This is a genomic window from Parasedimentitalea huanghaiensis (assembly GCF_009753675.1).
Classification (GTDB): Bacteria; Pseudomonadota; Alphaproteobacteria; order Rhodobacterales; family Rhodobacteraceae; genus Parasedimentitalea; species Parasedimentitalea huanghaiensis.
The window spans coordinates 77,523-103,002 of sequence record NZ_WQLV01000008.1 but is presented as its reverse complement, the minus strand read 5'-3'; the positions used below and the strand labels follow the sequence as shown (position 1 = coordinate 103,002).

27 protein-coding genes are annotated in these 25,480 nt (G+C 55.0%); 9 read left to right on the top strand and 18 right to left on the bottom strand.

What is annotated here, in order from left to right; translation table 11 throughout:
- Nucleotides 1-9: 9 nt before the first annotated feature.
- The gene (locus tag GO984_RS14000) at nt 10-378 is read left to right on the top strand and encodes a hypothetical protein (RefSeq protein ID WP_157023139.1); all 369 of its coding nucleotides are present in this window, start codon (nt 10-12) and stop codon (nt 376-378) included.
- A 38-nt stretch (nt 379-416) separates the two neighbouring features.
- Here the strand turns inward: GO984_RS14000 and GO984_RS13995 are convergent, their stop codons facing one another.
- The 7 genes from GO984_RS13995 to GO984_RS13965 form a co-directional block, all read right to left on the bottom strand.
- Nucleotides 417-929 (bottom strand): phosphoglycerate mutase family protein, encoded by a 513-nt coding sequence (locus GO984_RS13995; RefSeq protein ID WP_157023138.1) that lies wholly within the window; start codon nt 927-929, stop codon nt 417-419.
- Between the two features lie 94 nt (nt 930-1,023).
- Nucleotides 1,024-1,587 carry a DoxX family membrane protein gene (locus tag GO984_RS13990; RefSeq protein ID WP_157023137.1) on the bottom strand — a complete coding sequence of 188 codons (564 nt, stop codon included), beginning with the start codon at nt 1,585-1,587 and terminating at the stop codon, nt 1,024-1,026.
- Between the two features lie 4 nt (nt 1,588-1,591).
- Entirely contained in the window at nt 1,592-2,347 is a 756-nt protein-coding gene (locus GO984_RS13985) for an HvfC/BufC N-terminal domain-containing protein (RefSeq protein ID WP_157023136.1), read from the bottom strand.
- The gene (bufB, locus tag GO984_RS13980; RefSeq protein WP_157023135.1) at nt 2,344-3,201 is read right to left on the bottom strand and encodes an MNIO family bufferin maturase; all 858 of its coding nucleotides are present in this window, start codon (nt 3,199-3,201) and stop codon (nt 2,344-2,346) included. Before bufB ends, GO984_RS13985 begins: the two co-directional genes overlap by 4 nt.
- Nucleotides 3,202-3,296: 95 nt before the next feature.
- Nucleotides 3,297-3,602 carry a BufA1 family periplasmic bufferin-type metallophore gene (locus tag GO984_RS13975; protein ID WP_157023134.1) on the bottom strand — a complete coding sequence of 102 codons (306 nt, stop codon included), beginning with the start codon at nt 3,600-3,602 and terminating at the stop codon, nt 3,297-3,299.
- Between the two features lie 222 nt (nt 3,603-3,824).
- Nucleotides 3,825-5,771 (bottom strand): threonine--tRNA ligase, encoded by a 1,947-nt coding sequence (thrS, locus tag GO984_RS13970; protein WP_157023133.1) that lies wholly within the window; start codon nt 5,769-5,771, stop codon nt 3,825-3,827.
- A gap of 157 nt (nt 5,772-5,928) precedes the next feature.
- A complete protein-coding gene (locus GO984_RS13965) occupies nt 5,929-6,927 on the bottom strand; it encodes a lipoprotein N-acyltransferase Lnb domain-containing protein (RefSeq protein WP_167740344.1) in 999 nt (332 codons plus the stop codon).
- A gap of 138 nt (nt 6,928-7,065) precedes the next feature.
- On the opposite strand from GO984_RS13965, the gene GO984_RS13960 reads away from it, so the two are divergent.
- The 5 genes from GO984_RS13960 (at nt 7,066) to GO984_RS13940 (ending at nt 10,680) form a co-directional block, all read left to right on the top strand.
- A complete protein-coding gene (locus GO984_RS13960; protein ID WP_157023132.1) occupies nt 7,066-7,815 on the top strand; it encodes an alpha/beta hydrolase in 750 nt (249 codons plus the stop codon).
- Nucleotides 7,815-8,807, top strand: a complete 993-nt coding sequence (locus tag GO984_RS13955) for an alpha/beta fold hydrolase (protein WP_167740343.1) — start codon at nt 7,815-7,817, stop codon at nt 8,805-8,807. The genes GO984_RS13960 and GO984_RS13955 overlap by 1 nt, the downstream gene beginning before the upstream one ends.
- Entirely contained in the window at nt 8,807-9,232 is a 426-nt protein-coding gene (locus GO984_RS13950; protein WP_157023131.1) for a VOC family protein, read from the top strand. Before GO984_RS13955 ends, GO984_RS13950 begins: the two co-directional genes overlap by 1 nt.
- Nucleotides 9,233-9,251: 19 nt before the next feature.
- A complete protein-coding gene (locus tag GO984_RS13945; RefSeq protein WP_157023380.1) occupies nt 9,252-9,866 on the top strand; it encodes a hypothetical protein in 615 nt (204 codons plus the stop codon).
- A gap of 91 nt (nt 9,867-9,957) precedes the next feature.
- Nucleotides 9,958-10,680: an alpha/beta fold hydrolase gene (locus tag GO984_RS13940; protein WP_157023130.1), complete on the top strand. Its 723-nt coding sequence runs from the start codon at nt 9,958-9,960 to the stop codon at nt 10,678-10,680.
- A gap of 3 nt (nt 10,681-10,683) precedes the next feature.
- Here the strand turns inward: GO984_RS13940 and GO984_RS23825 are convergent, their stop codons facing one another.
- The 3 genes from GO984_RS23825 to phaZ form a co-directional block, all read right to left on the bottom strand.
- A complete protein-coding gene (locus tag GO984_RS23825; RefSeq protein WP_157023129.1) occupies nt 10,684-11,109 on the bottom strand; it encodes a GFA family protein in 426 nt (141 codons plus the stop codon).
- Between the two features lie 87 nt (nt 11,110-11,196).
- The gene (locus tag GO984_RS13930; protein ID WP_157023128.1) at nt 11,197-11,772 is read right to left on the bottom strand and encodes a DUF6151 family protein; all 576 of its coding nucleotides are present in this window, start codon (nt 11,770-11,772) and stop codon (nt 11,197-11,199) included.
- 4 nt (nt 11,773-11,776) lie between these two features.
- Nucleotides 11,777-13,054 (bottom strand): polyhydroxyalkanoate depolymerase, encoded by a 1,278-nt coding sequence (gene phaZ / locus GO984_RS13925; RefSeq protein WP_157023127.1) that lies wholly within the window; start codon nt 13,052-13,054, stop codon nt 11,777-11,779.
- A 132-nt stretch (nt 13,055-13,186) separates the two neighbouring features.
- Here phaZ and phaC point away from each other — a divergent pair, with 132 nt between their 5' ends.
- The gene (phaC, locus tag GO984_RS13920) at nt 13,187-14,989 is read left to right on the top strand and encodes a class I poly(R)-hydroxyalkanoic acid synthase (protein WP_157023126.1); all 1,803 of its coding nucleotides are present in this window, start codon (nt 13,187-13,189) and stop codon (nt 14,987-14,989) included.
- Between the two features lie 133 nt (nt 14,990-15,122).
- A complete protein-coding gene (locus GO984_RS13915; RefSeq protein WP_157023125.1) occupies nt 15,123-15,566 on the top strand; it encodes a phasin, PhaP in 444 nt (147 codons plus the stop codon).
- A 121-nt stretch (nt 15,567-15,687) separates the two neighbouring features.
- On the opposite strand, the gene GO984_RS13910 is transcribed toward GO984_RS13915, so the two are convergent.
- The gene (locus GO984_RS13910) at nt 15,688-16,557 is read right to left on the bottom strand and encodes an NAD-dependent epimerase/dehydratase family protein (RefSeq protein ID WP_157023124.1); all 870 of its coding nucleotides are present in this window, start codon (nt 16,555-16,557) and stop codon (nt 15,688-15,690) included.
- Nucleotides 16,558-16,767: 210 nt separating this feature from the next.
- On the opposite strand from GO984_RS13910, the gene phaR reads away from it, so the two are divergent.
- On the top strand, nt 16,768-17,325 hold the full coding sequence (gene phaR, locus GO984_RS13905; protein ID WP_157023123.1) for a polyhydroxyalkanoate synthesis repressor PhaR: 558 nt from the start codon (nt 16,768-16,770) through the stop codon (nt 17,323-17,325).
- A gap of 100 nt (nt 17,326-17,425) precedes the next feature.
- Here the strand turns inward: phaR and GO984_RS13900 are convergent, their stop codons facing one another.
- From GO984_RS13900 to GO984_RS13870, 7 genes are all read right to left on the bottom strand, one after another.
- Entirely contained in the window at nt 17,426-18,634 is a 1,209-nt protein-coding gene (locus GO984_RS13900; protein ID WP_157023122.1) for a DegT/DnrJ/EryC1/StrS family aminotransferase, read from the bottom strand.
- Between the two features lie 138 nt (nt 18,635-18,772).
- Nucleotides 18,773-20,083, bottom strand: a complete 1,311-nt coding sequence (locus GO984_RS13895; RefSeq protein ID WP_157023379.1) for an NAD(P)/FAD-dependent oxidoreductase — start codon at nt 20,081-20,083, stop codon at nt 18,773-18,775.
- A gap of 117 nt (nt 20,084-20,200) precedes the next feature.
- A complete protein-coding gene (locus tag GO984_RS13890) occupies nt 20,201-21,559 on the bottom strand; it encodes a glutamine synthetase family protein (protein WP_157023121.1) in 1,359 nt (452 codons plus the stop codon).
- A complete protein-coding gene (locus GO984_RS13885) occupies nt 21,559-22,239 on the bottom strand; it encodes a type 1 glutamine amidotransferase (protein ID WP_157023120.1) in 681 nt (226 codons plus the stop codon). The genes GO984_RS13890 and GO984_RS13885 overlap by 1 nt, the downstream gene beginning before the upstream one ends.
- Nucleotides 22,240-22,298: 59 nt before the next feature.
- The gene (locus tag GO984_RS13880; protein ID WP_157023119.1) at nt 22,299-23,618 is read right to left on the bottom strand and encodes a glutamine synthetase family protein; all 1,320 of its coding nucleotides are present in this window, start codon (nt 23,616-23,618) and stop codon (nt 22,299-22,301) included.
- Between the two features lie 152 nt (nt 23,619-23,770).
- A complete protein-coding gene (locus GO984_RS13875; RefSeq protein WP_157023118.1) occupies nt 23,771-24,577 on the bottom strand; it encodes an ABC transporter permease in 807 nt (268 codons plus the stop codon).
- Nucleotides 24,574-25,455: an ABC transporter permease subunit gene (locus GO984_RS13870; protein WP_167740353.1), complete on the bottom strand. Its 882-nt coding sequence runs from the start codon at nt 25,453-25,455 to the stop codon at nt 24,574-24,576. The genes GO984_RS13875 and GO984_RS13870 overlap by 4 nt, the downstream gene beginning before the upstream one ends.
- Nucleotides 25,456-25,480 lie beyond the last annotated feature (25 nt).

Sequence of the window (25,480 nt, the reverse complement as noted above, 5' to 3'; positions counted from 1 at the left end):
AGATAACAGATGCGCAACGCAGCCCTCGTGTTGGGGATTATTGCTGGACTATTTGGTATGATCGTTGGATTTTTTGGTTATGGCTATTCGACTGCGGTCGAGCATTTCGGTGAGATCGATGGTGTCGCCGAGCAGGTGCAGAACGTGACCCAATTGCGAATCTTGGCGGTGTTGTCTCCGATGTTGGCAATCGCCGGAGGGGCGATGGCTCGTTCGCGGGCGCTTTGGGGCGGCGTGTTATTACTGGCGTCATCAGCGGGGATGTATGTTGGATTTGGGTTCAACGTCTTTACGCTATTTCCAATCTGTTTTGCTGGCTTGGCTGGAGTTTTGGCGATTGCTGCTGGCAAACCGGACGAACCGAAGGCGCATTTTTAAACCGAGCATTGGTACATGAAACGGGTGTCTGTGCAGATCTAGTTGTGGATTAAGCGAAGGTTTTCATCAACTTGGAGGGTTTCACAGGTGAATACCTCTCCTTGTTTGGTGAACCTAAATCCTTCGCAGTAACCGACGGCATCCCCTAAATTGTTGGGGGTGCTATCGGGCAGAAAACCAAGAGCGCCCAATTCGATGATGCCGCCGTGGGTAATGATCAACGCCGATTGATCGTCGGAAAGCTGATCAAAAATATCTCGCCAAAGTTCTGCCTGCTGCTGGGCAAATCGGAGACAGTTTTGATCCTCGTCCAGTATCTTTGAAATTGCGGTCAGGGAATTTGGCCAGGCAAGGGCCGCCAAGACCATGTCGGGTAGGATACCCAAGTCCGCAACGTAGCGATCAACCGCAAAGCCCATGGCAATCGCCGTTTCAATTGCGCGTGGTAGCTCACTGGTCACAACCAGATCAAACGGCCCGAGATCGCGGCCAATGTGCTGCGCAAGGGAAACGCCATCCTGCGAAAGATGTTGTCCGGGTTTGGCGCGCATTGTGTGGCGTCTGACTTCCAGAATTGGCATGAATGAACCTTTCTCAACAAAAAGGGGCGCCAAAAGGCGCCCCGGTACTCATTAAAAACCTCGGTTAGGCGATCGCTGGCATTGCCCGACGGCGCAAGACGGCATCGACAGATATTGCACCGGCGCCTTTGACAACAAGATAGGTTAGCAGAAAGGCCCAGAACAGGCGCTGGTCGAGAATGATGCCGTCTGGGAAACGGTCAAACATTGCACCTAGTGTTTTGATGTCAGTTTGGCCGTGGCCGTAGACATCTGTAAGGGACTGCATCACCACAAACCCGATCATTCCCAGCGCAGCCAGGCGAGTGGCGAGCCCGATGATGATCAGGAGTGGTAGAATGAATTCGGCCCAGGTGCCGGCGACAACCACAGCCCAGTGAAAAACAGAAAGCTGTGATGCGTCGTAGCCCACGGCTTCAAGCTGCTTCGGGAAAATTTGCGCATAGGCGCCAACCGATGGGCTGAAGATTCCAAAGATTCCATCCCCCAGTTTGGTCAAGCCCGAGTTCCAGTAGTAGATCAGCAAAGTTGAGGCAAAAATCAACCGCCCTGCCAGAGGCATGAGCCAGTCACCAACTCGTTCGATCAGGCCGAAGAGTGCATTGTGAACCGAGACAAGTGCATGCATCGCCTTATCCTTTCGTATCTAATTTAAGTATTACGCCGCCTTGTAACAGCAGGGTGAAGGTTGCCCCGAGATCAAACTCAGGGGTTTTAGCCAGTGCGGCCTCATGAGCGGAGCCAATGTCTTGGCCCCGTTGCAAAGCCACAATGAAAGCCGCGCCTCCTGGGGGCAGGAGATGGGGAGCTGGATCGAATTCGGGTCGGGTGATCATTACATCCTGGGCCACGCCATCAGGCTTGGCCGCGCCATCTTGAGTATTGTAGCGCCAGATGTCGAAGATCGGCCAGGGGGAAGCGATCACCTGCATGGACGGTGCGAACTTGACCTCTGTTTGCATCAGCGCATCCGGGGACAGTTGCGCCAGTTTTTCAGGGTCAATGGGGACTGAATCTGCCGCGTGATATGAACGGCGCATGGACAGTTCCAAACGCGCGACATCCGGCAAATAGCCCAGGTGGTTGAGTTGTTCCATCGCCGCGAGGAAATCGGGAAAATGCTCACCGTAAAACATCATCAGCGGTGATGACGGAGGGTGGGCGCGCAGGTACAGGCCTGACAGCCCATCCATGTTTTCCCTGCCCAGAAGTTTGGCAATTACTGGAAAGGCAGCGTGCATGGCTTCGGTCAATGAAACGGCGACGTTGTTACGGTAAACATCGAACCGACGCCCCGCCGGACGGCTTTGAGCATCCATCAGGCCCTCGGGCACCGGTATCGAGGCATCCATCATGGCGCGGGTGAATTGGCTTTGGTTGGTGCTCATGCGGGGATCTTTTGGAGCGCAGAAGCAGCGCGGTTTGCTTCATCCGATAGGACAGGCCAGTCGGGGACGTCATTGTCCCATTCGACCAACACAGGCTTGGGCCCAGAGCGTTCAAGCGTGTAGTCCAACAAGGCCCAGACCGGGTCAGCAATGGCATGTCCGTGGCTGTCGATCAGCAAGGGCGCGCCGTGATCATCGGTGTCGGTATCATGACCGCCAAGGTGGATTTCACCAACCCGGTTCAGCGCAAAGGCATCGATGTAGCCGTGTGGGGAAAAGTCGAGGTTGGAGGCTGAGACAAAGACGTTGTTGACGTCCAGCAACAATCCACAACCGGTGCGGTTGGCGATCTCGGTCAGGAACTCGGGTTCAGACCATGTGCTATCCTCAAATGCGAGATAGCTGGATGGGTTTTCCAGTAACATTTGCCGACCAATTGTTCGCTGTAGTTGATCAATATGATCACAGATGCGGATCAGCGAGTCGTTGGTATAGGGCAACGGCAACAGGTCGTTGTAGAAATGTGCGTCATGGGTGGACCAGGCCAGATGTTCGGAAAAGCTGGCTGGGTTCAACCATTCAATCAGCTGCTTCAGGCGGGCCAGATGGTCAGTATCTAACGGTGCTTCCCCCCCGATACTAAGACCGACACCGTGAACAGAGATCGGGAATTGTTCAGAAAGGCGGCGCAACTGCGCTAAGGGTCGACCACCGTCTCCCATGTAGTTTTCAGCATGGATTTCTAGCCAGCCAACAGAGCCAGGGTGTTCGAGGATTTGAGAAAAATGCTGGGGTTTGTAGCCAACACCAGCCGTAGCAGGCAAGTCGCTCTGGGGAAAGGTGGTGTCCAGCATGGTATTTCTCGTCTGGTCCAGTGGGAAGTGGTCAAGTGACCGGCGAGGAAACGCGAGGCGAGAAATTACTATCCCGCCCCGCTTGTCGTGTTGATTTAGGCTGGGATGTCGCGGGCGAGTGCTTCCAGCGAGCCATTGCGGGCCGTACCGTCCGCCGCCGCAGGCAGCTCAATGCCTTCGCAAGATCCCGCATCAACCAATGTCCAGGCGTTGCCCTGATAATCGGTGACGGATGTGCCGGCACAGGTGGTTCCAGGGCCAGCTGCGCAATCGTTCTGGCCAGCCAGCGACACGCCATAGCACTTCTCTTTGGACTGGGCCGCTACAGGTGTGGTGGCCGCTGCGGACAGGGCGGCGGCGACGGCACTTGCGACAACCAGGGATTTAGCGGTGTTAGACATGTGGGAAGTCCTTTTTTGATAAAGCTCGGTTTCGTGTTGTTACAGACAAACCCTAACCGACCAATTATCGACATTGAAGACACGAGCTTGTGTGTCACGTGCGCGTCAGATTTTGTGACAAAGCGCAGATTGGTAAACTGTTTAATTACAATAGCTTCTGTCGTGTAAAACGAGTTCCGGCCCCACTTGGGGGCCGGAAAAACTGTCAGAATGTAGTAAATGTTACAGAAGATCGGGGGCTGTAGCTTCCAGCGCAAGAAGCTTTGTAACATTTGCCAGGCTGTCCACCTTGCTTTGTTTTTGGCCCAGACGACGGATCGAGACGGTACGTTCTTCAACTTCGCGTGCGCCGATGGCCAGGATTACGGGGACCTTGCCAACTGAATGTTCGCGGACCTTGTAGTTGATCTTCTCGTTGCGAGTGTCAGCCTCGACACGTACGCCTGCTTTTTGCAGTTCAGACACAACTTCCATCACGTAGTCATCAGCCTCGGATGTGATCGACGCAACAACAACCTGACGCGGCGCCAGCCAGAATGGCAGCTTGCCAGCGTGGCTTTCGATCAGGATGCCGATGAAGCGCTCAAACGAGCCGAGACAGGCGCGGTGCAGCATGTAGGGGCGGTGCTTGGCACCATCCTCACCGATATAGTTGGCGTCCAGACGCTCGGGCAGGTTGGGGTCGACTTGGAATGTACCACACTGCCAGACGCGGCCAATGGCGTCGGTCAGTTTGAAATCCAGTTTGGGGCCGTAGAACGCGCCTTCGCCTTCGTCCAGTGTATAGGCGTGGCCAGTCTTTTTGATTGCGTTTTCCAACGCGCCCTCGACGTGATCCCAGCTTTCTTCGGTGCCGACACGCTTTTCAGGGCGGGTGGCAAACATGATCTCGAACTTTTCAAACCCAAGGTCCTTGTAGACAGAGGACAGGAAGTCGATGAACTTGGCGCATTCTTCTTCGATCTGGTCCTCGGTGCAGAAGATATGGGCGTCATCCTGAGTAAAGCCACGGACCCGCATAATACCGTGCAAGGCGCCTGATGGCTCGTAACGGTTACATGAGCCGAACTCGGCCATGCGCAGGGGCAGGTCGCGGTAGGACTTCAGGCCTTGGTTATAGACCTGAACGTGGCAGGGGCAGTTCATCGGCTTCAGTGCGTTGATCGATTTCTCGCGCGCGTGCTCTTCGTCGACCTCAACAATGAACATGTGTTCCTGGTACTTGTCCCAGTGGCCCGAGGCTTCCCACAGTTTGCGATCAACCACCTGCGGTGTGTTGACCTCAACATAACCGTCAGCCCGCTGTTTGCGACGCATATAGTTTTGCAGCTCGGTGTAGATGGTCCAGCCGTTGGGGTGCCAGAAGATCTGACCGGGGGCCTCTTCCTGCATGTGGAACAGGTTCATTTCGCGACCCAGCTTGCGGTGGTCGCGCTTGGCGGCTTCCTCCAGCATGGTCAGGTGGGCCTTCAGCTTTTCCTTGCCGGTGAAGGCAACGCCGTAGATCCGTTGCAACATGGCGCGGTCACTGTCGCCGCGCCAGTAAGCGCCAGCAATAGACATCAACTTGAAGCTGTCGCCGGGAACTTGTCCAGTGTGGGCAAGGTGTGGACCACGGCAGAGATCCTGCCAATCGCCATGCCAGTACATGCGCAGAGGCTCGTCACCCGGAATGGCGTCGATCAGCTCTACTTTATAAGGTTCATCATTGGCGGTGTAAAAATCCACTGCGCGCTGACGGTCCCAGACCTCGGTGGTCACAGGTTCGCGCTTGTTGATGATTTTCTTCATCTCTTTTTCAATCACACCCAGATCTTCGGGGGTGAACGGTTCAGCGCGGTCAAAGTCGTAGTACCAGCCGTTGTCGATCACAGGGCCAATGGTGACCTTGGTGTCGGGCCAAAGGGCCTGTACGGCGCGAGCCATGATGTGGGCCAGATCGTGGCGGATCAGCTCGTTGGCCTGAGCCTCGTCCTTCATGGTGTGCAGGGCAATGGTGCCATCTGCAGGGATTGGCCACTGCAGGTCCCAGTGCTGGTCATTATAAGTGGCGGAGATGGCTTTTTTCGCCAGAGAGCTGGAGATGTCGGCGGCAACCTGCGCGGCGGTGACGCCAGCGTCATAAGATCGTGCATTGCCATCGGGAAAGGTGAGAGAGACTTGGGCCATGTATCGGCACTCCTCGTCAGTTTGGCGCCCACTGAACGCCCGGTTGCGGGTATATGTGTTTTGCTGATTTGGCAGGCTGTGGCGCAGCTGTCAAGCGCTGCTGAAAGAGGGCGCGCGCCAGCCTGTCATATAGAGCATTGATACAACGAAGAAATGCTCAGGGGGCTGGTACGTTTTGACGGATAGCAGCGCTAAAGCCATCGGTCAGGCCGTGTGCCAGTGCGGTTGTATTGATATGAGACCGCTTGCGCAGTTGTTCTAAAGACAGACGGCTGTCGAGCACGCCGCGGTCGTAGGCATAGTCGGGCAGATAGCCATTGGCGACCACACGCCAATCCAGTGGAACTTCGTCAACGATGGTTTTTATCATGGTCAGGACTACAGTTGTGCAGTTGGTGGTTAGCGAATTGTACCAGTGCGGTTTGGCCGCCAAGCGGTTGGCGGCCTCGACATATTGCAGGAGTAGAGCGCGTGCTTTCTCGGGCGTGGTGTTGATACGGTAGAGTTGGACATCTTCGCCGCGCACATTGGTTCGGGTGCCAACAACGTCGCGTTCATCCGCAGCGACGATCACCAGCGTATTGCTTTTGAACAGATCTGCGATGGGGGAAAAGCCGCCGCCGATCTGACGACGGACTTCGACTGACCATGCGATGGGGTCCGCATTGGCAAAGTCAAAGCTGACGATCATATGGGCGATTTCGGGGCCAGCCCAATAAGACATGAACAGATCAACGCCCTGCAATTGGGACAGGTCGTAGCTGCGGTTCTCCCAATGTTCGGTGGCCTCGGTTGGGGTTTGCCAGTCAAAATTGCGCACGTTGATCAGTGTCAGATTATCTCCATTGACTTCCCCAGTAACCTGTCGCGCCACGTCGGGGGCCCAGTTGGCTTCGGATGGAGGGGAGAGGGTGGACCACCAGAAGATGACGCTGGCAAGCGCAAGACAGTAAGTGGCCAGAGCACGCAGGCGACGAGTGCTGAACACGGAAGTGGCGACGGCCAAGCCTAATAGAGCAAAACCACCAGCCGCAATTGCGCGGGTGGGGAGGCCGAAGGGGAGGCGGTACCACAAGGCGAGAGAGGCCCAGGCCGTTAAAATTGCCAACGCCAAAAAGAAGGTTGCTGTCAAAAGGAATTTCAAAAATTTGGTCACGCTGCACCTCAAAATGTTGCAGTCTTATGGACCAGTTGCAGCAACATGCAAACAGTGGATAACGCTTGGGGGAGGTAATCACCAATTGCGGGCCGTGACAGCGCGTGTCACATCTTGGGAAAATTGAGGAGATCCGACATGGGTACTAGTGATTGCTTTGATAGCCCGCAGGGCCGCCGCATCGCCTATCACAAGAGTGAGGGAAAAGGGCCTTGGATTGTGTTTCTGGGCGGGCTGAAATCCGACATGGAAGGCACCAAGGCGGTATTTCTGGAGGCCTGGGCCAAGGCACAGGGCCGGGCGTTCCTACGGTTTGACTATTCTGGACATGGCGAAAGCTCGGGGACATTCGAAGAAGGCTGTATTGGCGACTGGCATGAGGACACTATGGCGGCAGTTTCTGCGCTCACCCAGGGCCCAATTATACCTGTCGGGTCATCAATGGGCGGGTGGCAGGCGTTGTTGTTGGCCAAAGAGATGCCAGAACGTATTCATGGGCTGGTGACTGTGGCAGCGGCACCAGATTTCACTGAAGATGGCTATTGGGCAAATTTCACGGATGCCCAGAAACAGGCGCTGGAAGAGGTTGGCCATGTCGAACTGCCAAGCGACTATATGGAACCCTATATCATCTCGAAGCGGATGATCGAGGATGGCCGTAACCAGCTTGTGTTGCGCGCGCCGCTAAACCTGCCGTTTCCGGTGCGGTGTTTGCAAGGGACGGCTGATACCGCGGTGAGCACCGAAACCGCATTGCACCTGATGGACCATGCCACTTGCGACGACATGCGGTTGACACTGGTCAAAGATGCCGATCATCGGTTTTCGGATGGATCGTGTTTACAGATGATCGAAGATGCCGTGGTTGATGTACTGGGCGGGCTCTAGTGCGTCTGTTTGGAAAATGGCTGGGGCGGGTCCTGCTGGCATTGGCGGTTATCGGGGCTGCCCTTTGGGCATTTGGGCCTTATGAGGAGGTCGATCTCAAGACCTCGTTTGAGCCGCGCCGATTTGGCGAAGGCGTGCAGGTCTATTTCGAAAGCATTGAGAGCCAGCACAAGGATGTAACCCCTGGTGTTGAAAAGCGTGTGATCTGGCGCGAAGGGTTCAAAGAACAACGCACGCCTGTTTCGGTGCTTTATGTACATGGATTCTCGGCAACCTCCGAAGAAATCCGTCCGGTACCAGATCAGGTCGCAGAGGCGCTGGGCGCCAATCTGGTGTTCACCCGGCTGCGTGGTCATGGACGGTCAGGAGAGGCATTGGCAGACGTGACCGTCAATGACTGGATGATGGACATGGCCGAAGGGTTGGCTGCGGCGCGACAGGTTGGCGACCGGGTCGTGGTGATCGCCACATCGACAGGCGCAACGCTGGCAACAGCTGCTGCATTCGACCCAGAGATGTCAAAGAGCGTGGCCGCGATGATCTTTGTGTCTCCCAACTACGGCATAAACAAACCGCTGGCGCCACTTCTAACCTTACCAGCTGCGCGGTATTGGGTACCGCTGTTGGCTGGCCGTGAAAGAACACGACCCGTGCAGAACGCAGACCATAAGACCTATTGGACCACGACATATCCGCTTGTGGCGGTACTTCCGGTGGCGGCCCTTGTTGACACCGTCGCAAAAATGGACGTATCACAAGTGAACGTTCCGGTTTTGTTCTGGACCTCTGAAAGGGATCAGGTTGTGCGCCCTGATGTGACGGCGCTTGTCGCAGATCGGTGGGGTGGCCCTGCCGACCTGCAACTGGTGGTCCTTGACGGAAAAGGTGACCCACGGTCGCACGTTATCGCAGGGGATATCAGATCGCCTGACCAGACCAAAGCCGCGACCGTAGGGTTTTTGAAGTGGTTGAAGATGCAAGGAATTGAGTGATGGAACAACGTGTCAGCCTGATTACATTGGGTGTTGAAGATATGGCAAAAGCCGCCGCCTTTTATGAGGCGCTGGGCTGGAAACGAGCAGAAAGCCCGGATGGGGTGATTGCTTTTGATATGGTCGGGCAGACGCTGGGGTTGTATCCGCTAACGGCGTTGGCAGAAGACATTGGCCTGCCGGTTTCTGCACTGGGGCAGGGGGCAATCACGCTAAGCCATAACACCCATACAAAGGACGATGTTGCTGAGATTCTCGCACGAGCCGAAGTGGCTGGCGCTGAAATTTTAAAGCCAGCAGCGGATGTATTCTGGGGCGGCCATCATGGGTATTTTCGGGCTCCTGATGGCTCAATCTGGGAAATAGCCCATAACCCATTCTCAACTCTGGGTGAAAACGGCGCGTTCCGTTGGAATGGCTACTGACATGCGTCGGCCAGGCAGCATGTGGAGCCTGGAAACGCTAGGCCGTGTGCGCCTGTCAGAACATTTTTACATGCGCGAATTTCTGTATTCAGAGATCGCCAATTTTCACCAGATCCAGAACATTCCCGATGATCCGGATCTGGCCATCGAGACCGGCAGCGTGTTTTGCCGGTCTTTGCTCGACCCTTTGCAGGATACCTTTGGTCGGGTGGCAGTGCGGTCGGGATATCGGTCTCGGGCGGTAAATGAATATGGCAATAAGAACCGTTTGAACTGTGCCCGCAATGACAATCCGTTGGAATGCCACATCTGGGATTGGGCGCGCGGCGATGCGCGTGTGGCCGGAGCATCAATTGTGATCCCCTGGTTTGCGGATCAGTATGACCGCGGGCGGGACTGGCGCGATCTGGCCTGGTGGCTGCATGATCATCTGGAATATTCCGAGATTTGGTTTTTCCCCAAACTCTGTGCCTTCAATCTGGTTTGGCGCCCCCAGCCCATGCGCCGCATCGACAGCTATATTGCACCGCGCGGGCGGCTGTTGATTGCAGGTGATGCGCCGACTGAAACGGTAACGCAACGACAGTGTCGATATGGTGACTTTCCGAAATTCCAAGGATTGGTCAGGGCTTAGGCCTCTTGCCATGGCGCAGATAAGGGCGCAGTGATAGGAAATAGATCAATGCTAGCGCTTTGCCGGCGATCATGACCAACGGATAGGCACTATGGAACAGACTGGGCAATTATCACAGGATCCGCTGGTGTTGTTGCCTGGGATGATGTGTGACGCGCGCATTTTCCAACCTCAAATCATGGCGCTGTCGACGCAGGTTCCGGTGACCGTCGCCCCACTGATTGGCGGCGAACGCATAGAAGACATAGCAATCCAGTTACTCCAGCAGTTGCCATCGAGATTTGCGCTGGCGGGATTGTCGATGGGTGGAATTGTAGCAATGGAAATCCTGCGCCGCGCCCCAGAACGGGTCAGCCGGTTGTGCCTGATGAGCACCAGCCCTTTGCCAGACACTCCAGCCCAGGCTGCCACCCGCGAGCCGTTGATTATTGGTGCGCGAACAGGGCGAATGGATGACGTTCTGCGCCAGTCCATGCTGCCTGAATACCTGGCTCCAGGGCCGCAACGGATCGAGGTCCTGAACCTGATGCATCAGATGGGCATGGAGCTGGGGCAGGCTCTGTTTGTCGCGCAGACGCGGGCGTTGCAGCGGCGGCGGGATCAGCAGGGCACGCTGCGTAAGTGCAAGGTCCCAACGTTGATCCTGTGTGGGGAATACGACCAGCTGACACCTGTGAAGCGTCATGAGTTTTTGGCTGAGTTGATACCAAATGCCTCCTTGCAGGTGATCACCGCTGCTGGGCATCTCCCTACACTGGAGCGCCCGGATGTGGTGAACAGGGTGTTGGCAGAGTGGTTGGCAGGTCAAACCTGATTTTTACGTATCAGGTTTCCAATCCGGCTGGGTCGCAAAAGACATGACATCCGCCCCAAGCTGGTCCCAACGCTGTTTGCCGCGTTCGAACACCACGACCTGTATTTCCAGAGCCGTGGCATCATCCATTGTGCCGAGGGAAAAGGTCAAATGATCTGGTGCGCGCGAATTGGAGCCGTAGATTGGGCTTCCACATTTCCCACAAAAGGCTTTTGTAACTTCAGAACCTCTGTTTGACTGGTATTTGAATGTGCTCAGTTCTCCGTTCAGAGTGACTGTATCCAAGGGGAACATAGCGCCAACCGTGTGGCCCGTTCCGCTCAACCTGCGACATTCTTCGCAGTGGCACTGTGCGACCACTACTGGTTGTCCGTTTGCCTTGTAAGTGACCGAGCCACACAGGCATTTTCCAGAGAAATTGTTTTTCATAAGCCGGAGAATACGGGCTGTCACAGCGGGTACAACTCACATCCCAGTGAGGCTTAACGCTCGATCACCCACTGTGTGGGCCAGCCCCTAATAGAACTTTGCCCGTTCTTCCTTGGTCGGGATCTTGGGCTCTGCAACAGGTTCGCCTGTTTCGATATTGAAAAATGGGGTCTGGCGCCAGCGGCCCGACATGCGACTGGTGGCCATGCGGCTGATGATACCTAGGGCCATGACGGCAGCGCCAGTGGTTTTGGAAGGCTTGCCTGGTTGCGGGACAAAGGCACGAGCGCGGATTTTCCCCAAGGCATCTTGGTTTGCAAAGTTATCTGAAAGTAGACCGGCAAAGGGCAAGCCGGGTTTTGCGAGGGTGTTGGCAAAGGGGGTGCCGCAGCAGCTCGCGTACCAGCGCAGCGTGCCTTTGGGGCTTAGCTGCAGCAATTGCAGACAGTCCGTACCCTGTGAAATTTCGATGGTATCTGGTGACACTTGGAAAAGGTCTACCGGGCCAGGGGCAGGGTCCGGCTGTTTGTGATAGAGTTGGACGGCACGGCAATCGGGACAAAAACACACAACCCGAGTGCCCGTTTTCATCCCCTGGGCGGTGACATGGCCGCGTAGTGTGCCACATTTGCAGGAAAAGGCTTGTTGTACTGCGGTGGCCATCGTCTTATTTCGCCTTGGTTTTGCGCGGTGCTTTGCGTTTGGGCGCTGGTTTGCGGCTGTTGGCGTCCATGAATTCAATCACCAGTGGACGGATGTTGTTGCGCCAGCTGCGGCCAGCAAAAATTCCGTAGTGGCCTGCGCCCGGTTCAACATGGCTGGCCTTCCGCGAGTTGTCCAGTCCGGTGCACAGGTCCAATGCTGCGATACATTGACCAGGGGCCGAAATATCATCATTGGCGCCTTCAACGGTTTTTACTGCGACATCGGTGATTTTGCCAAAATCAACCTTGTGTCCGTTGATGGTGAACTCATTCCGCGCGATATCTCGGTTTTTGAACACCCTTTCAACGGTCGAGAGGTAGAACTCGGCTGGCATATCCATCACTGCCAGATATTCGTCATAGAACCGGTTGTGGCTGTCATGATCCGAGGTTTCACCTTTGGCGGCACGCTGGATCTGATCATTGAACGCTTGTGAATGACGCTCGCCATTCATCGAGATAAACGAGGTGAGTTGAAGCAGCCCCGGATAAACCATACGACCAACACCGGGGTATTTGAAACCAACCTGCTGGATCATGGTTTCTTCGAGTTGACCCATGGTGACCCGGCGGCCAAAATCGGTGACTTCGGTTGGCGCCGCGTCTGGGTCAATTGGGCCGCCGATCAGGGTCAGCGAACTGGGCTGTGCCTTGGGATCCTGTTCGGCCAAATAGGCCGTGGCGGCCAAGGCAAGCGGGACCGGCTGACAGACTGCGACTACATGGGTTTCTGGGCCCATCTCACGCATGAAATCAACCAAGTAGAGAGAGTAATCTTCGACGTCGAATTTACCTGCCGAAACTGGAATGTCGCGGGCGTTGTGCCAGTCTGTGACATAGACCTCGCAGTTTACAATCAGGCTTTTGACGGTGGAACGTAGCAAAGTGGCATAGTGGCCTGACATCGGGGCGATGAGCAAAACTTTGCGAGGCTGTTCTTCGCGGCCGGCAACTTTGAAGTGAATGAGATCGCCAAAGGGGCGTTCAACCACTGTATCGATTTCGACCAGGTGGTCTTTACCGTCTTCGCAGGTGAAGGTGCGGATACCCCAGTCGGGTTTCACCGCCATGCGCTGAAAACTACGCTCGGTCACTTCACCCCAGGCTGCCATCCAGTTCAGGGCCGGGTTAGGCATAGCGGAAAACATTGGGTAAGATGCCATAGCTCTGGCGGTTGAGCCTAACCACTGGTTTGTGTTTCGGGCCGTTTCCATCAGATCGTAGGTCATCATATAGCGCATGCGTGTTTCCCTTGATTGCCGCCCGCATCACAGGGATAAAAGAATTCCAACCCATCGGACTTTTCGTCGCTTTGCCATAACGTCGGGGCGACATTATTCTGCATGGCAGAAAGTTAGGGGTAATTTATTAAAATGACAACAATTGACGATACTTTCACTGGACTATCCTCGGAACACATTGAACGACTTAAGAAAAACATGGATCATGTCGAGCAGCTTTCAAAGCGGTTGGCGGATGTGATGGGGAATAAAACGGCCCATAACGCGGCTCTGGATGGTCCGAATCAAGATCTCTTTGCACGTGCAGCAACAGCATATTGGGCTGAAGCGGTGCAAAACCCTGCCAGACTGTTGGAGCAACAGGTTGAATTCTGGGGCAAATCCGTCATGAACTTTGCTGAAGCCCAACAGGCGATAACGGCGGAAACTGCTGAGGGATCCGTGCCGAAATCCAGTGATCGTCGTTTTGCCAACCCCATGTGGCAGAACAACCCCTACTTTCATTTTGTCCAGCAACAGTACATAACCAATGCAGATGCGATCCGTCAGTCTGTCGCAGACATTACTGATCTAGAGGGCAAGGATAAACAGCGGCTCCGCTATTTTGCCGATCAGATCGTTGATATGATGGCGCCAACGAATTTTCTGGCCACCAACCCGGATGCATTGGAAAAGGCGGTTGAAACCGAGGGGCAGTCACTGATCGACGGATTGGAAAACCTGGTTGCTGACCTAGAAGCCAATGGTGGCGAATTGGTAGTGAAACTTGCCGATGAAAGCGCCTTTGAACTCGGGCGCAATATCGCCACTTCAGAAGGTGAAGTTGTTTATCGCAACCGGATGATGGAGTTGATCCAATACAGTCCCAGCACAGACACTGTTTGCGAAACCCCAATCGTTTTGTTCCCGCCCTGGATCAATAAATTCTACATTCTGGACCTGAAGGCGCAGAACAGCCTGATCAAATGGGTGGTCGAGCAGGGGTATACTCTGTTTGTAGTGTCTTGGATCAACCCTGACGAAAGCTATGCTGATGTGGGCATGGAAGATTATATTCAGGATGGGTTTCTGACGGCAATCGATGTGGTCAAGCAGATCTGCGACGTCAAACAGGTTAATGCGGTGGGGTATTGCATTGCTGGCACCACACTGGGCCTGACCTTGTCACTGATGAAACAGCGCGGTGACAAATCGGTGAAATCGGCGACATTTTTCACGGCACTGACAGATTTTTCCGATCAGGGTGAATTCACGCCATTCCTGCAAAATGATTTTATTGATGGTATCGAAGAAGAGGTGGGCGAAGTTGGGATGCTGCGCTCTTACATCATGGCGCGTACGTTTTCCTATCTGCGGTCCAATGACCTGATCTATGCGCCTGCCATACGCAGTTACATGATGGGGCAAACGCCGCCAGCCTTTGATCTGCTGTATTGGAATGGTGATGGTGCTAACCTGCCGGCCAAAATGGCAGTGCAATACCTGCGTGGGCTTTGCCAGCGAAATGAGTTTGCTGAAGGTGGGATTGAGCTGATGGGGCACAAGCTGCAACTGAGCGAAGTGGATGTTCCATTGATGGCGATCACCTGCGAGACGGATCACATTGCGCGCTGGAAAGATTGCTATCGCGGCGTGCAACAAATGGGGTCTCGCTCAAAGAGCTTTATCGTCTCGCAGTCGGGTCATATCGCTGGCATCGTCAATCCACCAAGCAAGAAGAAGTATGGGCACTATACCAACGCCGATCTGAAGGTTGATGCCGATGCGTGGTTTGCGAATGCCCAGTTCCACCAAGGGTCGTGGTGGCCGCGCTGGCAAACATGGCTGAAAAAACGATCCGGCAAGCAGATTGCAGCGCGTCAACCGGGTGATTCTAACCATCCGCCGCTGTCCCCAGCGCCCGGAACCTATGTGAAGGTTAGCGCAAGGCGTTGAAAACATTGATGCCGTAAGTTTTTTCTGCAGCGCAGCAATAAATATCTTGAAATGCTGCGATGCAGAATGCATATAGTTCTCATGCTGAGCAGGCGGGATTGTCCCACCGGCGGCACTTTGAGGATTTGGAACAATGGCTTCGACCCAAGACTTTACCGCCGTCATGAAAGACATGATGGGTGCATTTCCCGTAGACACCGCTTCCATGGAAGACGCGTTCAAGAACACAGCTGCTCTGAACGAAAAGCTGTCGACTGTTGCTTTGACCGCTGCTGAGAAATCAGCTGAAGTGTCCAACAAGTGGACCAAAGAAACTCTGGCTAAGCTGAGCGGCGTGTCTAAAGCCCCTGCTGATGCTGCTGACTATGCCAAATCGGTTACTGACTTCGCCAGCGCATCAGCTGAAGTTGCTGCTGAAAACCTGGCTGCTTTTGCTGAAATCGCCAAGAAGGTCCAGATGGACACAGTTGAGCTGATGATGGCCGCAGGCAAAGACATCAGCGAAGAAGCAGCAACTGCTGTTAAAAAGGCCACCGCTGACGTGACCACTGCTGCTAAAAAAGCCGCAACCAAGTAAGAGATAAATGCGAGCGGCACCGGCTCCTCCCTCTTGGTGTTCTCGCAATGACGGGCAGGTCGCAAGACCTGCCCTTTGTCGTTTCAGAGCCAGGGTTTCCCGCTGGAACACCTAGCACCCGTCAAAAGACAGCGTTCTGGAATTGAGCATGGCGCGGTGACCAGCCACACAGGCGGCGAATTTTCTCTGCGCTCATTTGCTGGTCCAGCGTTGGTCCCTCGGCCCAATTGCCATGTTTAGCCACCACATGTTTTAAGTTCCGAACGAGGTAACCTGCCTTGTGGCTGTGCCTTTTAGAAATCTCGGCGACGATATCGCCTACGCTGGTACCGTCCTCTGTGCTGACGTTGAAAGAGCCGGTCAGGTTGCTATCTTCCAGTACCATGCGATAGGCCACCGCCAAGTCGTCACGATGGACCAGTGGCCAGCGGGTGGAGATACTGCCCCAGACCTCAATTGGGTCACCATCCTGTGCCTGCTGGATGAAGCGTGCAAACACGCCACCATCTTGGTGGTAAACCATCGCAGGGTGAAGAATTGCCGCTGAGATCTGTGCAGCATTTGCCAGAGACTGACCATTCTTCGTCATCCAGGCAAAAGATTCGATTGGACGCAGCGGCCGGGTCTCGCTGGCAACACTGTTGCCGGTAGCCCCATATAGCCAGCACCCCCCAGTATACAACAATCGGAGCGGAGTTTCACGCTGGGCTGCACGGCGCAGAATTTCCGTGATTGCACGGGTATCCACTGCTGCCATATCGTCATCAAAAGTGGTGGCCAACTGGATCAGCCCGTCGACTTCACGTACCAAATGCGCCCAGTGGTCCGGTTTGCGTAAGTCTCCCCGATAGGGGGTCGCACCCAGTTGCAACAGTGTCTGGTCCGAGGTTACCGAGCGGCTAAGTCCGATGACGTTATGCCCGTGCCGGGTCAACTCTGTGGTCACTGCGGTGCCGATGGTACCTGTGCCACCCAGAATAAGAACTTTCATGGAGATCTCCCAAATCATCAGTATTGGGATAAGTCTGTAAAAGCTGAAGCCTACTTGAGGTCAAGTGAAAATTGTGGACGTGGAGGTGCTAAGCTCGTTCTGGTAATCCATATCTGACAACAAAATCTCGGGTAGGAAGCGCGGTGCTTTCCTTTTCTTCTGCACTCGCATAGGCTTTGCTGCAATGCATCATGTGGCGGGAGTAATGACATGGCGGAACGGGATAAACCCCTGCTGATCAAGCGATATGCCAGCCGTCGGCTGTATAACACCGAAACCAGTGATTATGTGACACTGGAAGATATCGCAGGCTTTATTCGGGCCAACCGTGAAGTCCAGATCATAGATTTGAAGTCTGGTGATGATCTGACGCGGCAATACCTGCTGCAGATTATTGCTGAACACGAGAGCCGCGGTGAAAATGTGCTGCCGGTAGACGTGCTAAACGACTTGGTGCGCAGCTACATGGTTCCTGGTGGTGGAGTGATGCCGCAGTTCTTGCAAAGCTCTTTTGAAATGCTGCGCGACAGTCAGTCCCAGATGGCAGAGACAATGACCGCGATGAACCCGATGGCGCAAATTCCGGGCTTTGACGCTATGAAGGCGCAGCAGGAAGCATTCCTGAAAGCAATGACTGGTGGCCTAGGAGCGGGCTGGCCTGGCAGTCCACGCGAGACGCCTAAAGCAGATAAAGCGGGTGGCGAAGACCTGAATGAGATCAAGAAGCAACTGGCTGATTTGCAGGATAAATTGTCAAAATTGAAGTGATCTGGATGGAGGATGGTGCGTGCAAGCACGCACCCTACACAGATTGACATGCTTGAGTGTAAGCCCAGGGTGTGTCCTGGGCTTTATCTTTTATTGGGTTTTAAGCTGCGGCCTTGCCTTTGACGTCGGCTACGGCGTCCAGCAAAATATCGGCAATTATGTCCAGCTCCGCGTGGGTCAGCCGCACCGGCAGCCGCACATCGCAGGCGTGGGCTAACATGGCGCGTGTTTGTGGCAATTCTGGTAGATCATTCAAAAACTGCCAGTTCCAGAAGGCGCGGGCATTATCGGTGGACAGGCCAAAAATCTGGACCTTGACGCCGCGTGCTGCAGTCGCTTCGGCAAAAGCCGCAATTTCCTGGCTGTCCATGTTGACCAAGTTGAACTGGATCGAATCCGGGGCGCGGACCTCCGGAGGCAGCGATTCTGGGACATGAAGGCTAGCAGAGGTGTTCAATCGCTCAGCCACATAGTCATGGTTGCTCCGTCCATCGCGCACCCTGCGCAGGAGTTCAGGCAACTGCGGCCGGATGACTGCCGCTGACAGGTTGCTCATCCGTAGGTTATATAGCGGCAGTTGGTTCTGCCATTTCGCAAAGGCCTGTGCCAGTTCCGGTGAATTGTCACCGCGCGGCCCTTTGTGTTTTTGCCAATTGTGTTCGTAAGCGCCGGACATGATCACCGCACGGGCCACCAGATCCGCATCGTCCGTGATCAGGATGCCACCTTCGCCGGCATTGATCATCTTATACGACTGGAACGAAAAGCAGCCGATACGGCCAATGGTGCCGATGTTCTTGCCATGCCATGTGGTACCCAGCGAATGTGCCGCATCTTCGATGATGGGTATATCGCGCGCGACACACAGAGCAGCGATCGCATCCATGTCCGAGGTATGGCCACGCATATGGCTGATCAGAACTGCACTGATATTGTCGTCCAGCTTGGCTTCAAAATCGGCAAGGTTGATGCGGTAGGTGTCACCCACCTCACACAGGACAGGCAAGCAATCGGCATGCACGACGGCTGATGGAACCGCTGCAAAAGTGAAGGCGGGGATCAGCACCCGCGCATCGCGTGGCAGTTCCAGTGCCTTAAGAGACAGGAACAGTGCAGCTGAACAGGAAGACACGGCAAGGGCGTATTTGCTGCCCAAGAGCTCAGCAAATTCTTGTTCCAACAGAGCCACAGGGGCGTCTTGTGGCGCCGTATAGCGAAACAAGTCACCCGAGGCCATCAACGCGTCAATCGCTTCGCGGGCAGCGGCGGGGATTGGTTCGGCGTCATGTACGTTGGGAGGTTGTGTCATATTTCAATTTCCAAAAGTTAACTTTTTGAAAATGTAAAACACTTGCAGGGAGCTGCCAAGTGGATTCCCGCGCTGGGACTCTGCAATCGTGAAAATTTCACAGAACTGTTGCCTGCGCCACACTCGGATAGCGGGTGTCTAGACGCCCAACCTATCGCGTAACGCATACCAGGTCATTGCCAACACCAATAGGGGAGAGCGCATTCTGGGACCTCCGGGAAATGCCGGGGCCGGAACCCGTGACATAGTGTCAAACCCTTCAGACTGACCTTGGATTGCCAGGGCCATTAGCTGTCCGGCATGGGATGCAGTGCCTACGCCATGTCCTGAATAACCTGAGGCGGATAAAACGTTGGTTCCCAACCGCGCCAAATATGGCATTCGCCTCATAGTAATGCCGAGGGTCCCCCCCCAAGTATAGTCCACTTTTACGTCGCGGAGATGGGGGAATATCTGTGTCATAGGTTTGCGTACAACCGCGTCAATGTTGCTGGGGAACTTGTAGCCGTAGCTTTCGCCACCGCCGAACAGCAACCGTTTGTCAGCGCTGAGGCGGAAGTAATTGACGACAAATTTGCTGTCGGCAATGGCGACGTCGCGCGTCAGCACTTTGTCTGCGTCTTCGCCAAGAGGTTCCGTCGCGGCGATGAAATTGTTGATTGGCATCACTCGAGAGGCCACCTGAGAATTCAGGCCACCAAGGTAGCCGTTACAGGCCAGAACCAGGTGATCAGCGCGGACACAGCCAGAGGCCGTGCTGACCTTGACCTCAGTGCCGGGATCAATTTGCAGAACTTCGCTTTGTTCGAAAATTTCAGCCCCAGCCGTCGCTGCGGCCCGCGCGAGACCCAGCGCATAGTTAAGGGGATGCAGGTGTGCAGCGCCGTGATCCAGAAAACCACCTTTGTAATCGGGGGAGGGGCAGAGCTGATGGCAGGTGTTCTGGTCAAGAATTTCCAGTTCACCATAGCCATAGTGGTTTTGCAGATGTGCGCCGTATTCATGCAAATGCGCCACTTCGCTTGCGCTAGATCCGGTCCAGGCCACACCGGGCTTTAGATCGCAGTCAATTGAATGGCGCTTGATCAGGTCTTTGACCAGGTCTTTTGCGTCTTCACCCAGTTTCCACAGTTTCTGAGCCTCAGGATCGCCCATCAGGGCCTCCAGGCCTTCTTGATCCAGACGCTGGCCGCTGCCCAATTGACCGCCATTGCGCCCGGATGCGCCAAAGCCAACACGGTGGGCTTCAAGCAGCACAACGCGCATCCCAGCCTCGGCCAGATGCAAGGCGGTTGAAAGACCTGTGTAACCAGCGCCGATGATGCAGACATCCGCGCGAATGTCGCCGCTGAGTGAGGCAAAAGGAGCAAGCGTATTGGCCGTGGCGGCATACCAACTGTTTGGGTACTCGCCCTTGTTGTCATTGCTGTGCAGAAGGTTCAAAGCCATGTTGCCACCCTGATTGACCGAGCCGGATAACGTGATCAGGCCCTTGATGTTTCTTTTTGCCAAAAATACTCAAAACTGCCCCCGCCAAAGCGGGGGCAATTGGGGAAGATCTTTTGCTCAGACGTTCAGCAGCAAGTGCTCGCGCTCCCAAGGTGAGATTACTTGCAGGAACTCGTCATATTCTGCGCGTTTTACAATTGAATAGACCCGCGCAAAATCTTCCCCCAGAACCTGGTGCAGGGCGTTGGAATTGTCGAACAGGTCCAGTGCGTCGCCCATCACCCGTGGGATGTCTTCGTCGGCTGCATAGGCGTCGCCTTTGAACTCCGGGCTGGGTTGAATTTTTTCAACCATGCCCAGATAACCACAGGCCAAAGAGGCGGCGATCCCCAGATAGGGGTTGCAGTCCATCCCGGCTAAGCGGTTTTCAACCCGACGGGCAGACGGGCCAGACAAAGGCACGCGAATCCCGGTGGTCCGGTTGTCTTTTGCCCAGCTCAAGTTGATCGGCGCGGCATGATCCTTCACATAGCGGCGGTAGGAATTCACGTAGGGCGCCAGCACCGCTATTGCAGCGGGCAGGTGGGACTGAAGCCCACCAATGAAATGGTGAAACGCGTCAGTTTCTTCGCCGTCTGGGCCGGAGAAAATATTCTTGCCAGTGGCTGTATCCAGTATCGAATGGTGGACATGCATGGACGAGCCTGGCTCGTTGGCAATAGGTTTGGCCATGAAGGTGGCATAGCAATCGTGGCGCAGTGCCGCCTCGCGGATCAGACGTTTGAAATAAAACACTTCGTCCGCCAGTTTGATCGGATCGCCGTGGACCAGATTGATCTCAAGCTGACCGGCACCGCCTTCCTGAGTGATGCCGTCGATCTCAAATCCCTGCGCCTCGGCAAAGTCATAGATGTCGTCAATCACCGGGCCAAATTCGTCAACAGCTGTCATCGAGTAGGCCTGACGTGCGGCAGCGGGGCGTCCCGACCGGCCCATCATGGGTTTGATTTCTTGCAGTGGGTCAGTGTTGCGCGCGACCAGAAAGAACTCCATTTCCGGTGCAACAACGGGGGTCCAACCCTTAGCAGTGTAGAGCTCTACCACACGTTTTAGCACGTTGCGTGGCGAAAACGGGATTGGCTCACCGGCACTGTCAAAGGCGTCATGGATCACCTGCAGGGTCCAGTCGCCGGTCCATGGGGCGGCGGTGGCCGTGCTCATGTCGGGGCGCAGCACCATGTCTTTTTCAATAAATCCGTCATCGCCTGCGGCCTCACCCCAGTCTCCGGTGATGGTCTGATAAAACACGCTGTCGGGAAGGTGGAAATAATCCTGCCGCGCGAATTTGGAGGCAGGCACTGCCTTGCCGCGGGCAATGCCGGGTAAGTCCGAGACGACGCACTCAACTTCGTCCAGGCGGCGGCCTTCTAGATAGGCTTTGGCGGCGTCGGGCAGGCTATCAGTCCAAGCGGGCATCAGATCCTCTCCTTCTTCAAAAACTCGGCCATGAAGGCTGCGATGGTGTGGCTGTTCAGAGGACCGTGTAGATCGTCTCTTGCACGGTCCAAAATGTCATCGGGCACAACGCCACGGCCGCGCGTTTCAATCAGGTCAGCGACAAACGGGCTGGCGAACTCGGGATGGGGTTGTAGCGTCCAGATAGTGTCACCATAGGCAAGGACACCGTTTTTGCAAAACTCATTGCCAGCCAGCACACGGGCCCCTTCGGGCAGCGTCATAACTTGATCCTGGTGCCAGGCATTCAAGGCTAGTTCTTGACCATCCTGGTCGTATTTTACGCGACCCACAGCCCATCCACCGGAGTATTTCTCAACGGTTCCACCCAGCGCCTGTGCGATGATTTGGTGGCCAAAGCAGATACCAACCATCGGCAAGGCTTGGGCGTTAATGTCCCGGATCAGATTCTCCAGTGGAGGTATCCAGTCATGATCTTCGTAGACGCCGAATTTTGAACCGGTAATCAACCAGCCGTCAGCCGCCTCGGGGCCCGAGGGAAAGATGCCGTCGAGCACCGCGTAGGTCTTGAATTCAAACCCGTGCCCGTCCAGCAGGGTGCGAAACATCTGGTCATAGTCGCCAGCTGTATCAATCAACTGGTCGGGTGCGTGGCCAGTTTGCAGTATTCCAATTTTCATGTCTCACCTGAATTTGATCAAATTTAGCCTAGCGGAGGGTTTCTCACCGCACAAGGGCCTCAAACCGACTCGAGCAAGGAGAGCCAATGGCTGTCTTTGGGGCGTTCGGCAAACAGTTTCATTTCTTGGCGTTTGGTCATCGCCATATTGCTGATCATCATGGCAGGCAGGATACGCGCAATCAGTGGGTCCTGTTCGAACGCTTCAATGGCTGCACCCCAATCCGCCGCCAGCTGTGGCACGCCTGCGGCTTCATAAGCATTGCCAGTTGTTGGCGCCGGAGGCGTCATCTGGTCGTCGACACCTAACATGGCAGCACCCAGTACTGTGGCCAGCATCAGGTAGGGATTGATATCGCCACCTGCCACCCGGTGCTCAATGCGGCGAGCCTTGGGGTTGCCGCCAGGAATGCGAATGGCGACGGTGCGGTTTTCATATCCCCATGTGGCCGCTGTAGGGGCATGGGCACCGGGAACCAGCCTGTCATAGGAGTTTCCATGCGGCGCAAAAATCAAAGTGCTTGCGGGCATCGCAGCAAGACACCCAGCCACCGCTTGTTGCAGAAGCTCCCCTCCGGTTTCGCTGCCATCGTCAAAGACGTTGTTGCCGTCACGGTCAACAACCGAGAAATGGACATGCATGCCGTTGCCAGCCTCGTCCGCATAGGGTTTGGCCATGAAAGTTGCGGCCATGCCATGCTTGCGTGCTATGCCTTTGACCATTAATTTGAACAGCCAGGCATCATCTGCCGCGCGCAAGGCATCCTGATGGTTCAGGTTGATTTCAAACTGACCCAACCCGCCTTCGGAAATTGCGGTTTGCGCCGGAATACCCATCGCAGCAGAGGCTTGGTACAGATCGGTGAAAAAGGCGTCGAAGGCGTCCAGTTCAGACAATGAAATAATAGCATGGCTGTCCAGAGCCCGGCCGGTCAGCGGGTTTTTGGGAGGGCAGGGCTGGTCGCCACTGTCATCCACCAGATTGAACTCCATTTCCGTGGCTGCCATGACGGTCCAGCCACGGTCTGCGTAGCGCGCCAGAACGGTTTCCAACGCATGGCGGGGATCACCGGGAAAGGGAGTGCCATCATCATAGTGCAATGTCATAGGAACCAGTGCAGAGGCCGTTTCCAGCCAGGGCATCGGCACTGGACCACGGCTGGTGGGCTTCAGAACCCCATCAATATCGCCGCTTTCAAAAACCAGTGGGCTGTCATCAATATCGCTGCCCCAAAGATCCAGGTTCAGAGCTGAGAGCGGCATCCGTGCGCCACCATCCGCCAGCTTGGCCGCAGCTTCAGAGGGCATACGCTTACCGCGCAACTGCCCGTTTAAGTCACAGGCGGCAATTCTGATTGTGGAAAGGCTGGACAGATCCATGGTTGGCTCCTTTGGGAAGATAAAGGAGGTGTAGCGCAGGACGCATCCCGCGCCAAGAAAATTTGATCAAAATATTTCGACAAGCAGGGAAGGGACAAAAAAATGGCCCCCGAAGGAGCCACTTGGTATCAAACCACATTCTCCAGCCAATACTAGCGGATCAGATTGATACGCAACTTTAGCTTGGCACGGCGCGCCTGTGGCAAGTGGCGGTTCAACCGCTTATTGACCAGTCCAAAGCCGCTGATGATCACCAGTGTCAGTAAGATGAAGTAGAACGCCAGGATCGGGTAGGGGATAAACGGGTTGAACGTCTTATCCGCAAAATAGCTGGCGTAATAAAGCGCATCGCCTTTTTGGCGCCAGGCTGGAAAGCCTGAGAAATAGACCAGTGTTGTGGCATGGAACAAAAAGATAGCTTCGTTTGTATAGGCGGGCCAGGCAAGGCGCAGCATGGTGGGCCAGACAACCCGTCGAAACCGGGGCCAGCCAGACAAGCCATAGGCATCGGCAGCTTCGACATCACCCTTTGGGATGGACTGAAGGGCGCCGTAGAAGATCTCACCTGTGTAGGCGGCTGTGTTCAGGAACAACACGATTAAAGCCCCGAGCCATGCGGAGGTAAGGGGATCAAAAATAGGCGATACACCTTTGAGGCTCAGGAACATGAAGTAGGCAAAGAAGAACTGGATAAACAGTGGCGAACCGCGGAACAGGAAGATAAACCATTCAGCTGGCTTGCGGTAGATTGCCTGGCTTGAGTTTTTTGCCACTGCCAGCGCAGTGGCAAGGAAGAAGCCGGTGAAGACGGCGAGCACTCCGAAGTAGATATTCCAGATCATGCCAGAGCCGATCAGAGTGAATTGTTCACACAGAGTAAAATCACTGCGTGGCAACAGGCGTTCGCCATAGCCCAACGATCTGAAGGCGTAATCTTGTAAGGTTTGAAAGCAGCTCATGACGCTTTCCTTTGCGCTTCACCACCCAGGGTGGCTTGCCCGTGCGACAGGCGTTTCATCAGCTTTTCCAGAACCACCTCAGAGACCTTGGTAAAGGCGAGATAGAAAATCAGGAGCGCTAGGAAATACCACATACGCCAGTCTTCATGCGGGTAGGCGGTGAATTTTGCGGTCTTGGAACCACCCAGCTCGCGGGCCCAGTAGACAATGTCTTCGACGCCCAGCAGGAACAACAGTGGTGTAGCCTTGATCAAAACCATCCAAAGGTTTGATAGGCCCGGCAGAGCATAGACCCACATCTGCGGCACCAGGATACGCCAAAACGTCTGGCGGTGTGTCATGCCATAGGCTTCGGCGGTTTCGATCTGACCATGGGGAACGGCGCGCATCGCACCATACAAAACGTTGGCGGCAAAAGCGCCAAAAACGATGGCAAAGGTTATAACTGCAAGCGAGAACCCATAGGTCTCGTGCATCCATTGCGGTGACGATCCCAGCGGCATTTTGGCGATGTCACAGACGACAAAATCACTGCCCTGACGAATGGGCTCATCCCAATCCGGACATTTGACTTTGTGGAGCAGCCATTCAATGCCCTGGTCCAGCGCAATGACAAAGAACATGAAGAAAGCAATGTCGGGGACCCCCCGGACAATGGCGATGTAACCCTTGCCCAGCCAGCTAAGCGGTGCAAATCGGGCGCGTGCAGCCATTGCACCGCCAAAGCCCACCGCCATTGCGGTCGGAGCGGTGATGGCCAGCAGCAATAGAACTGTCCCAAATGAGGTGTAAAAGGACATGTGTTTACCGGTGGTCAGGTAACAGCTTAACCATTTGATGCCCTCGAGGGTGGCAGGATCTGAGCAATAGGAGAAAATGGTGTGCCTCGTAGTCTAGCGCCGA

What these genes read in the sequence shown, in the direction of transcription:
- GO984_RS13940 (WP_157023130.1), top strand. Translation starts at nt 9,958, where the DNA reads ATGGAACAGACTGGGCAATTATCACAGGATCCGCTGGTGTTGTTGCCT.
- GO984_RS13990 (WP_157023137.1), bottom strand. Translation starts at nt 1,587, where the DNA reads ATGCATGCACTTGTCTCGGTTCACAATGCACTCTTCGGCCTGATCGAA.
- GO984_RS13910 (WP_157023124.1), bottom strand. Translation starts at nt 16,557, where the DNA reads ATGAAAGTTCTTATTCTGGGTGGCACAGGTACCATCGGCACCGCAGTG.
- GO984_RS23825 (WP_157023129.1), bottom strand. Translation starts at nt 11,109, where the DNA reads ATGAAAAACAATTTCTCTGGAAAATGCCTGTGTGGCTCGGTCACTTAC.
- phaR (WP_157023123.1), top strand. Translation starts at nt 16,768, where the DNA reads ATGGCGGAACGGGATAAACCCCTGCTGATCAAGCGATATGCCAGCCGT.
- GO984_RS13890 (WP_157023121.1), bottom strand. Translation starts at nt 21,559, where the DNA reads ATGCCCGCTTGGACTGATAGCCTGCCCGACGCCGCCAAAGCCTATCTA.
- bufB (WP_157023135.1), bottom strand. Translation starts at nt 3,201, where the DNA reads ATGCTGGACACCACCTTTCCCCAGAGCGACTTGCCTGCTACGGCTGGT.
- GO984_RS13985 (WP_157023136.1), bottom strand. Translation starts at nt 2,347, where the DNA reads ATGAGCACCAACCAAAGCCAATTCACCCGCGCCATGATGGATGCCTCG.
- phaC (WP_157023126.1), top strand. Translation starts at nt 13,187, where the DNA reads ATGACAACAATTGACGATACTTTCACTGGACTATCCTCGGAACACATT.
- GO984_RS13885 (WP_157023120.1), bottom strand. Translation starts at nt 22,239, where the DNA reads ATGAAAATTGGAATACTGCAAACTGGCCACGCACCCGACCAGTTGATT.
- GO984_RS13915 (WP_157023125.1), top strand. Translation starts at nt 15,123, where the DNA reads ATGGCTTCGACCCAAGACTTTACCGCCGTCATGAAAGACATGATGGGT.
- phaZ (WP_157023127.1), bottom strand. Translation starts at nt 13,054, where the DNA reads ATGCGCTATATGATGACCTACGATCTGATGGAAACGGCCCGAAACACA.
- GO984_RS14000 (WP_157023139.1), top strand. Translation starts at nt 10, where the DNA reads ATGCGCAACGCAGCCCTCGTGTTGGGGATTATTGCTGGACTATTTGGT.
- GO984_RS13945 (WP_157023380.1), top strand. Translation starts at nt 9,252, where the DNA reads ATGTGGAGCCTGGAAACGCTAGGCCGTGTGCGCCTGTCAGAACATTTT.
- GO984_RS13975 (WP_157023134.1), bottom strand. Translation starts at nt 3,602, where the DNA reads ATGTCTAACACCGCTAAATCCCTGGTTGTCGCAAGTGCCGTCGCCGCC.
- GO984_RS13950 (WP_157023131.1), top strand. Translation starts at nt 8,807, where the DNA reads ATGGAACAACGTGTCAGCCTGATTACATTGGGTGTTGAAGATATGGCA.
- thrS (WP_157023133.1), bottom strand. Translation starts at nt 5,771, where the DNA reads ATGGCCCAAGTCTCTCTCACCTTTCCCGATGGCAATGCACGATCTTAT.
- GO984_RS13875 (WP_157023118.1), bottom strand. Translation starts at nt 24,577, where the DNA reads ATGAGCTGCTTTCAAACCTTACAAGATTACGCCTTCAGATCGTTGGGC.
- GO984_RS13880 (WP_157023119.1), bottom strand. Translation starts at nt 23,618, where the DNA reads ATGGATCTGTCCAGCCTTTCCACAATCAGAATTGCCGCCTGTGACTTA.
- GO984_RS13895 (WP_157023379.1), bottom strand. Translation starts at nt 20,083, where the DNA reads ATGGCTTTGAACCTTCTGCACAGCAATGACAACAAGGGCGAGTACCCA.
- GO984_RS13930 (WP_157023128.1), bottom strand. Translation starts at nt 11,772, where the DNA reads ATGGCCACCGCAGTACAACAAGCCTTTTCCTGCAAATGTGGCACACTA.
- GO984_RS13960 (WP_157023132.1), top strand. Translation starts at nt 7,066, where the DNA reads ATGGGTACTAGTGATTGCTTTGATAGCCCGCAGGGCCGCCGCATCGCC.
- GO984_RS13995 (WP_157023138.1), bottom strand. Translation starts at nt 929, where the DNA reads ATGCGCGCCAAACCCGGACAACATCTTTCGCAGGATGGCGTTTCCCTT.
- GO984_RS13900 (WP_157023122.1), bottom strand. Translation starts at nt 18,634, where the DNA reads ATGACACAACCTCCCAACGTACATGACGCCGAACCAATCCCCGCCGCT.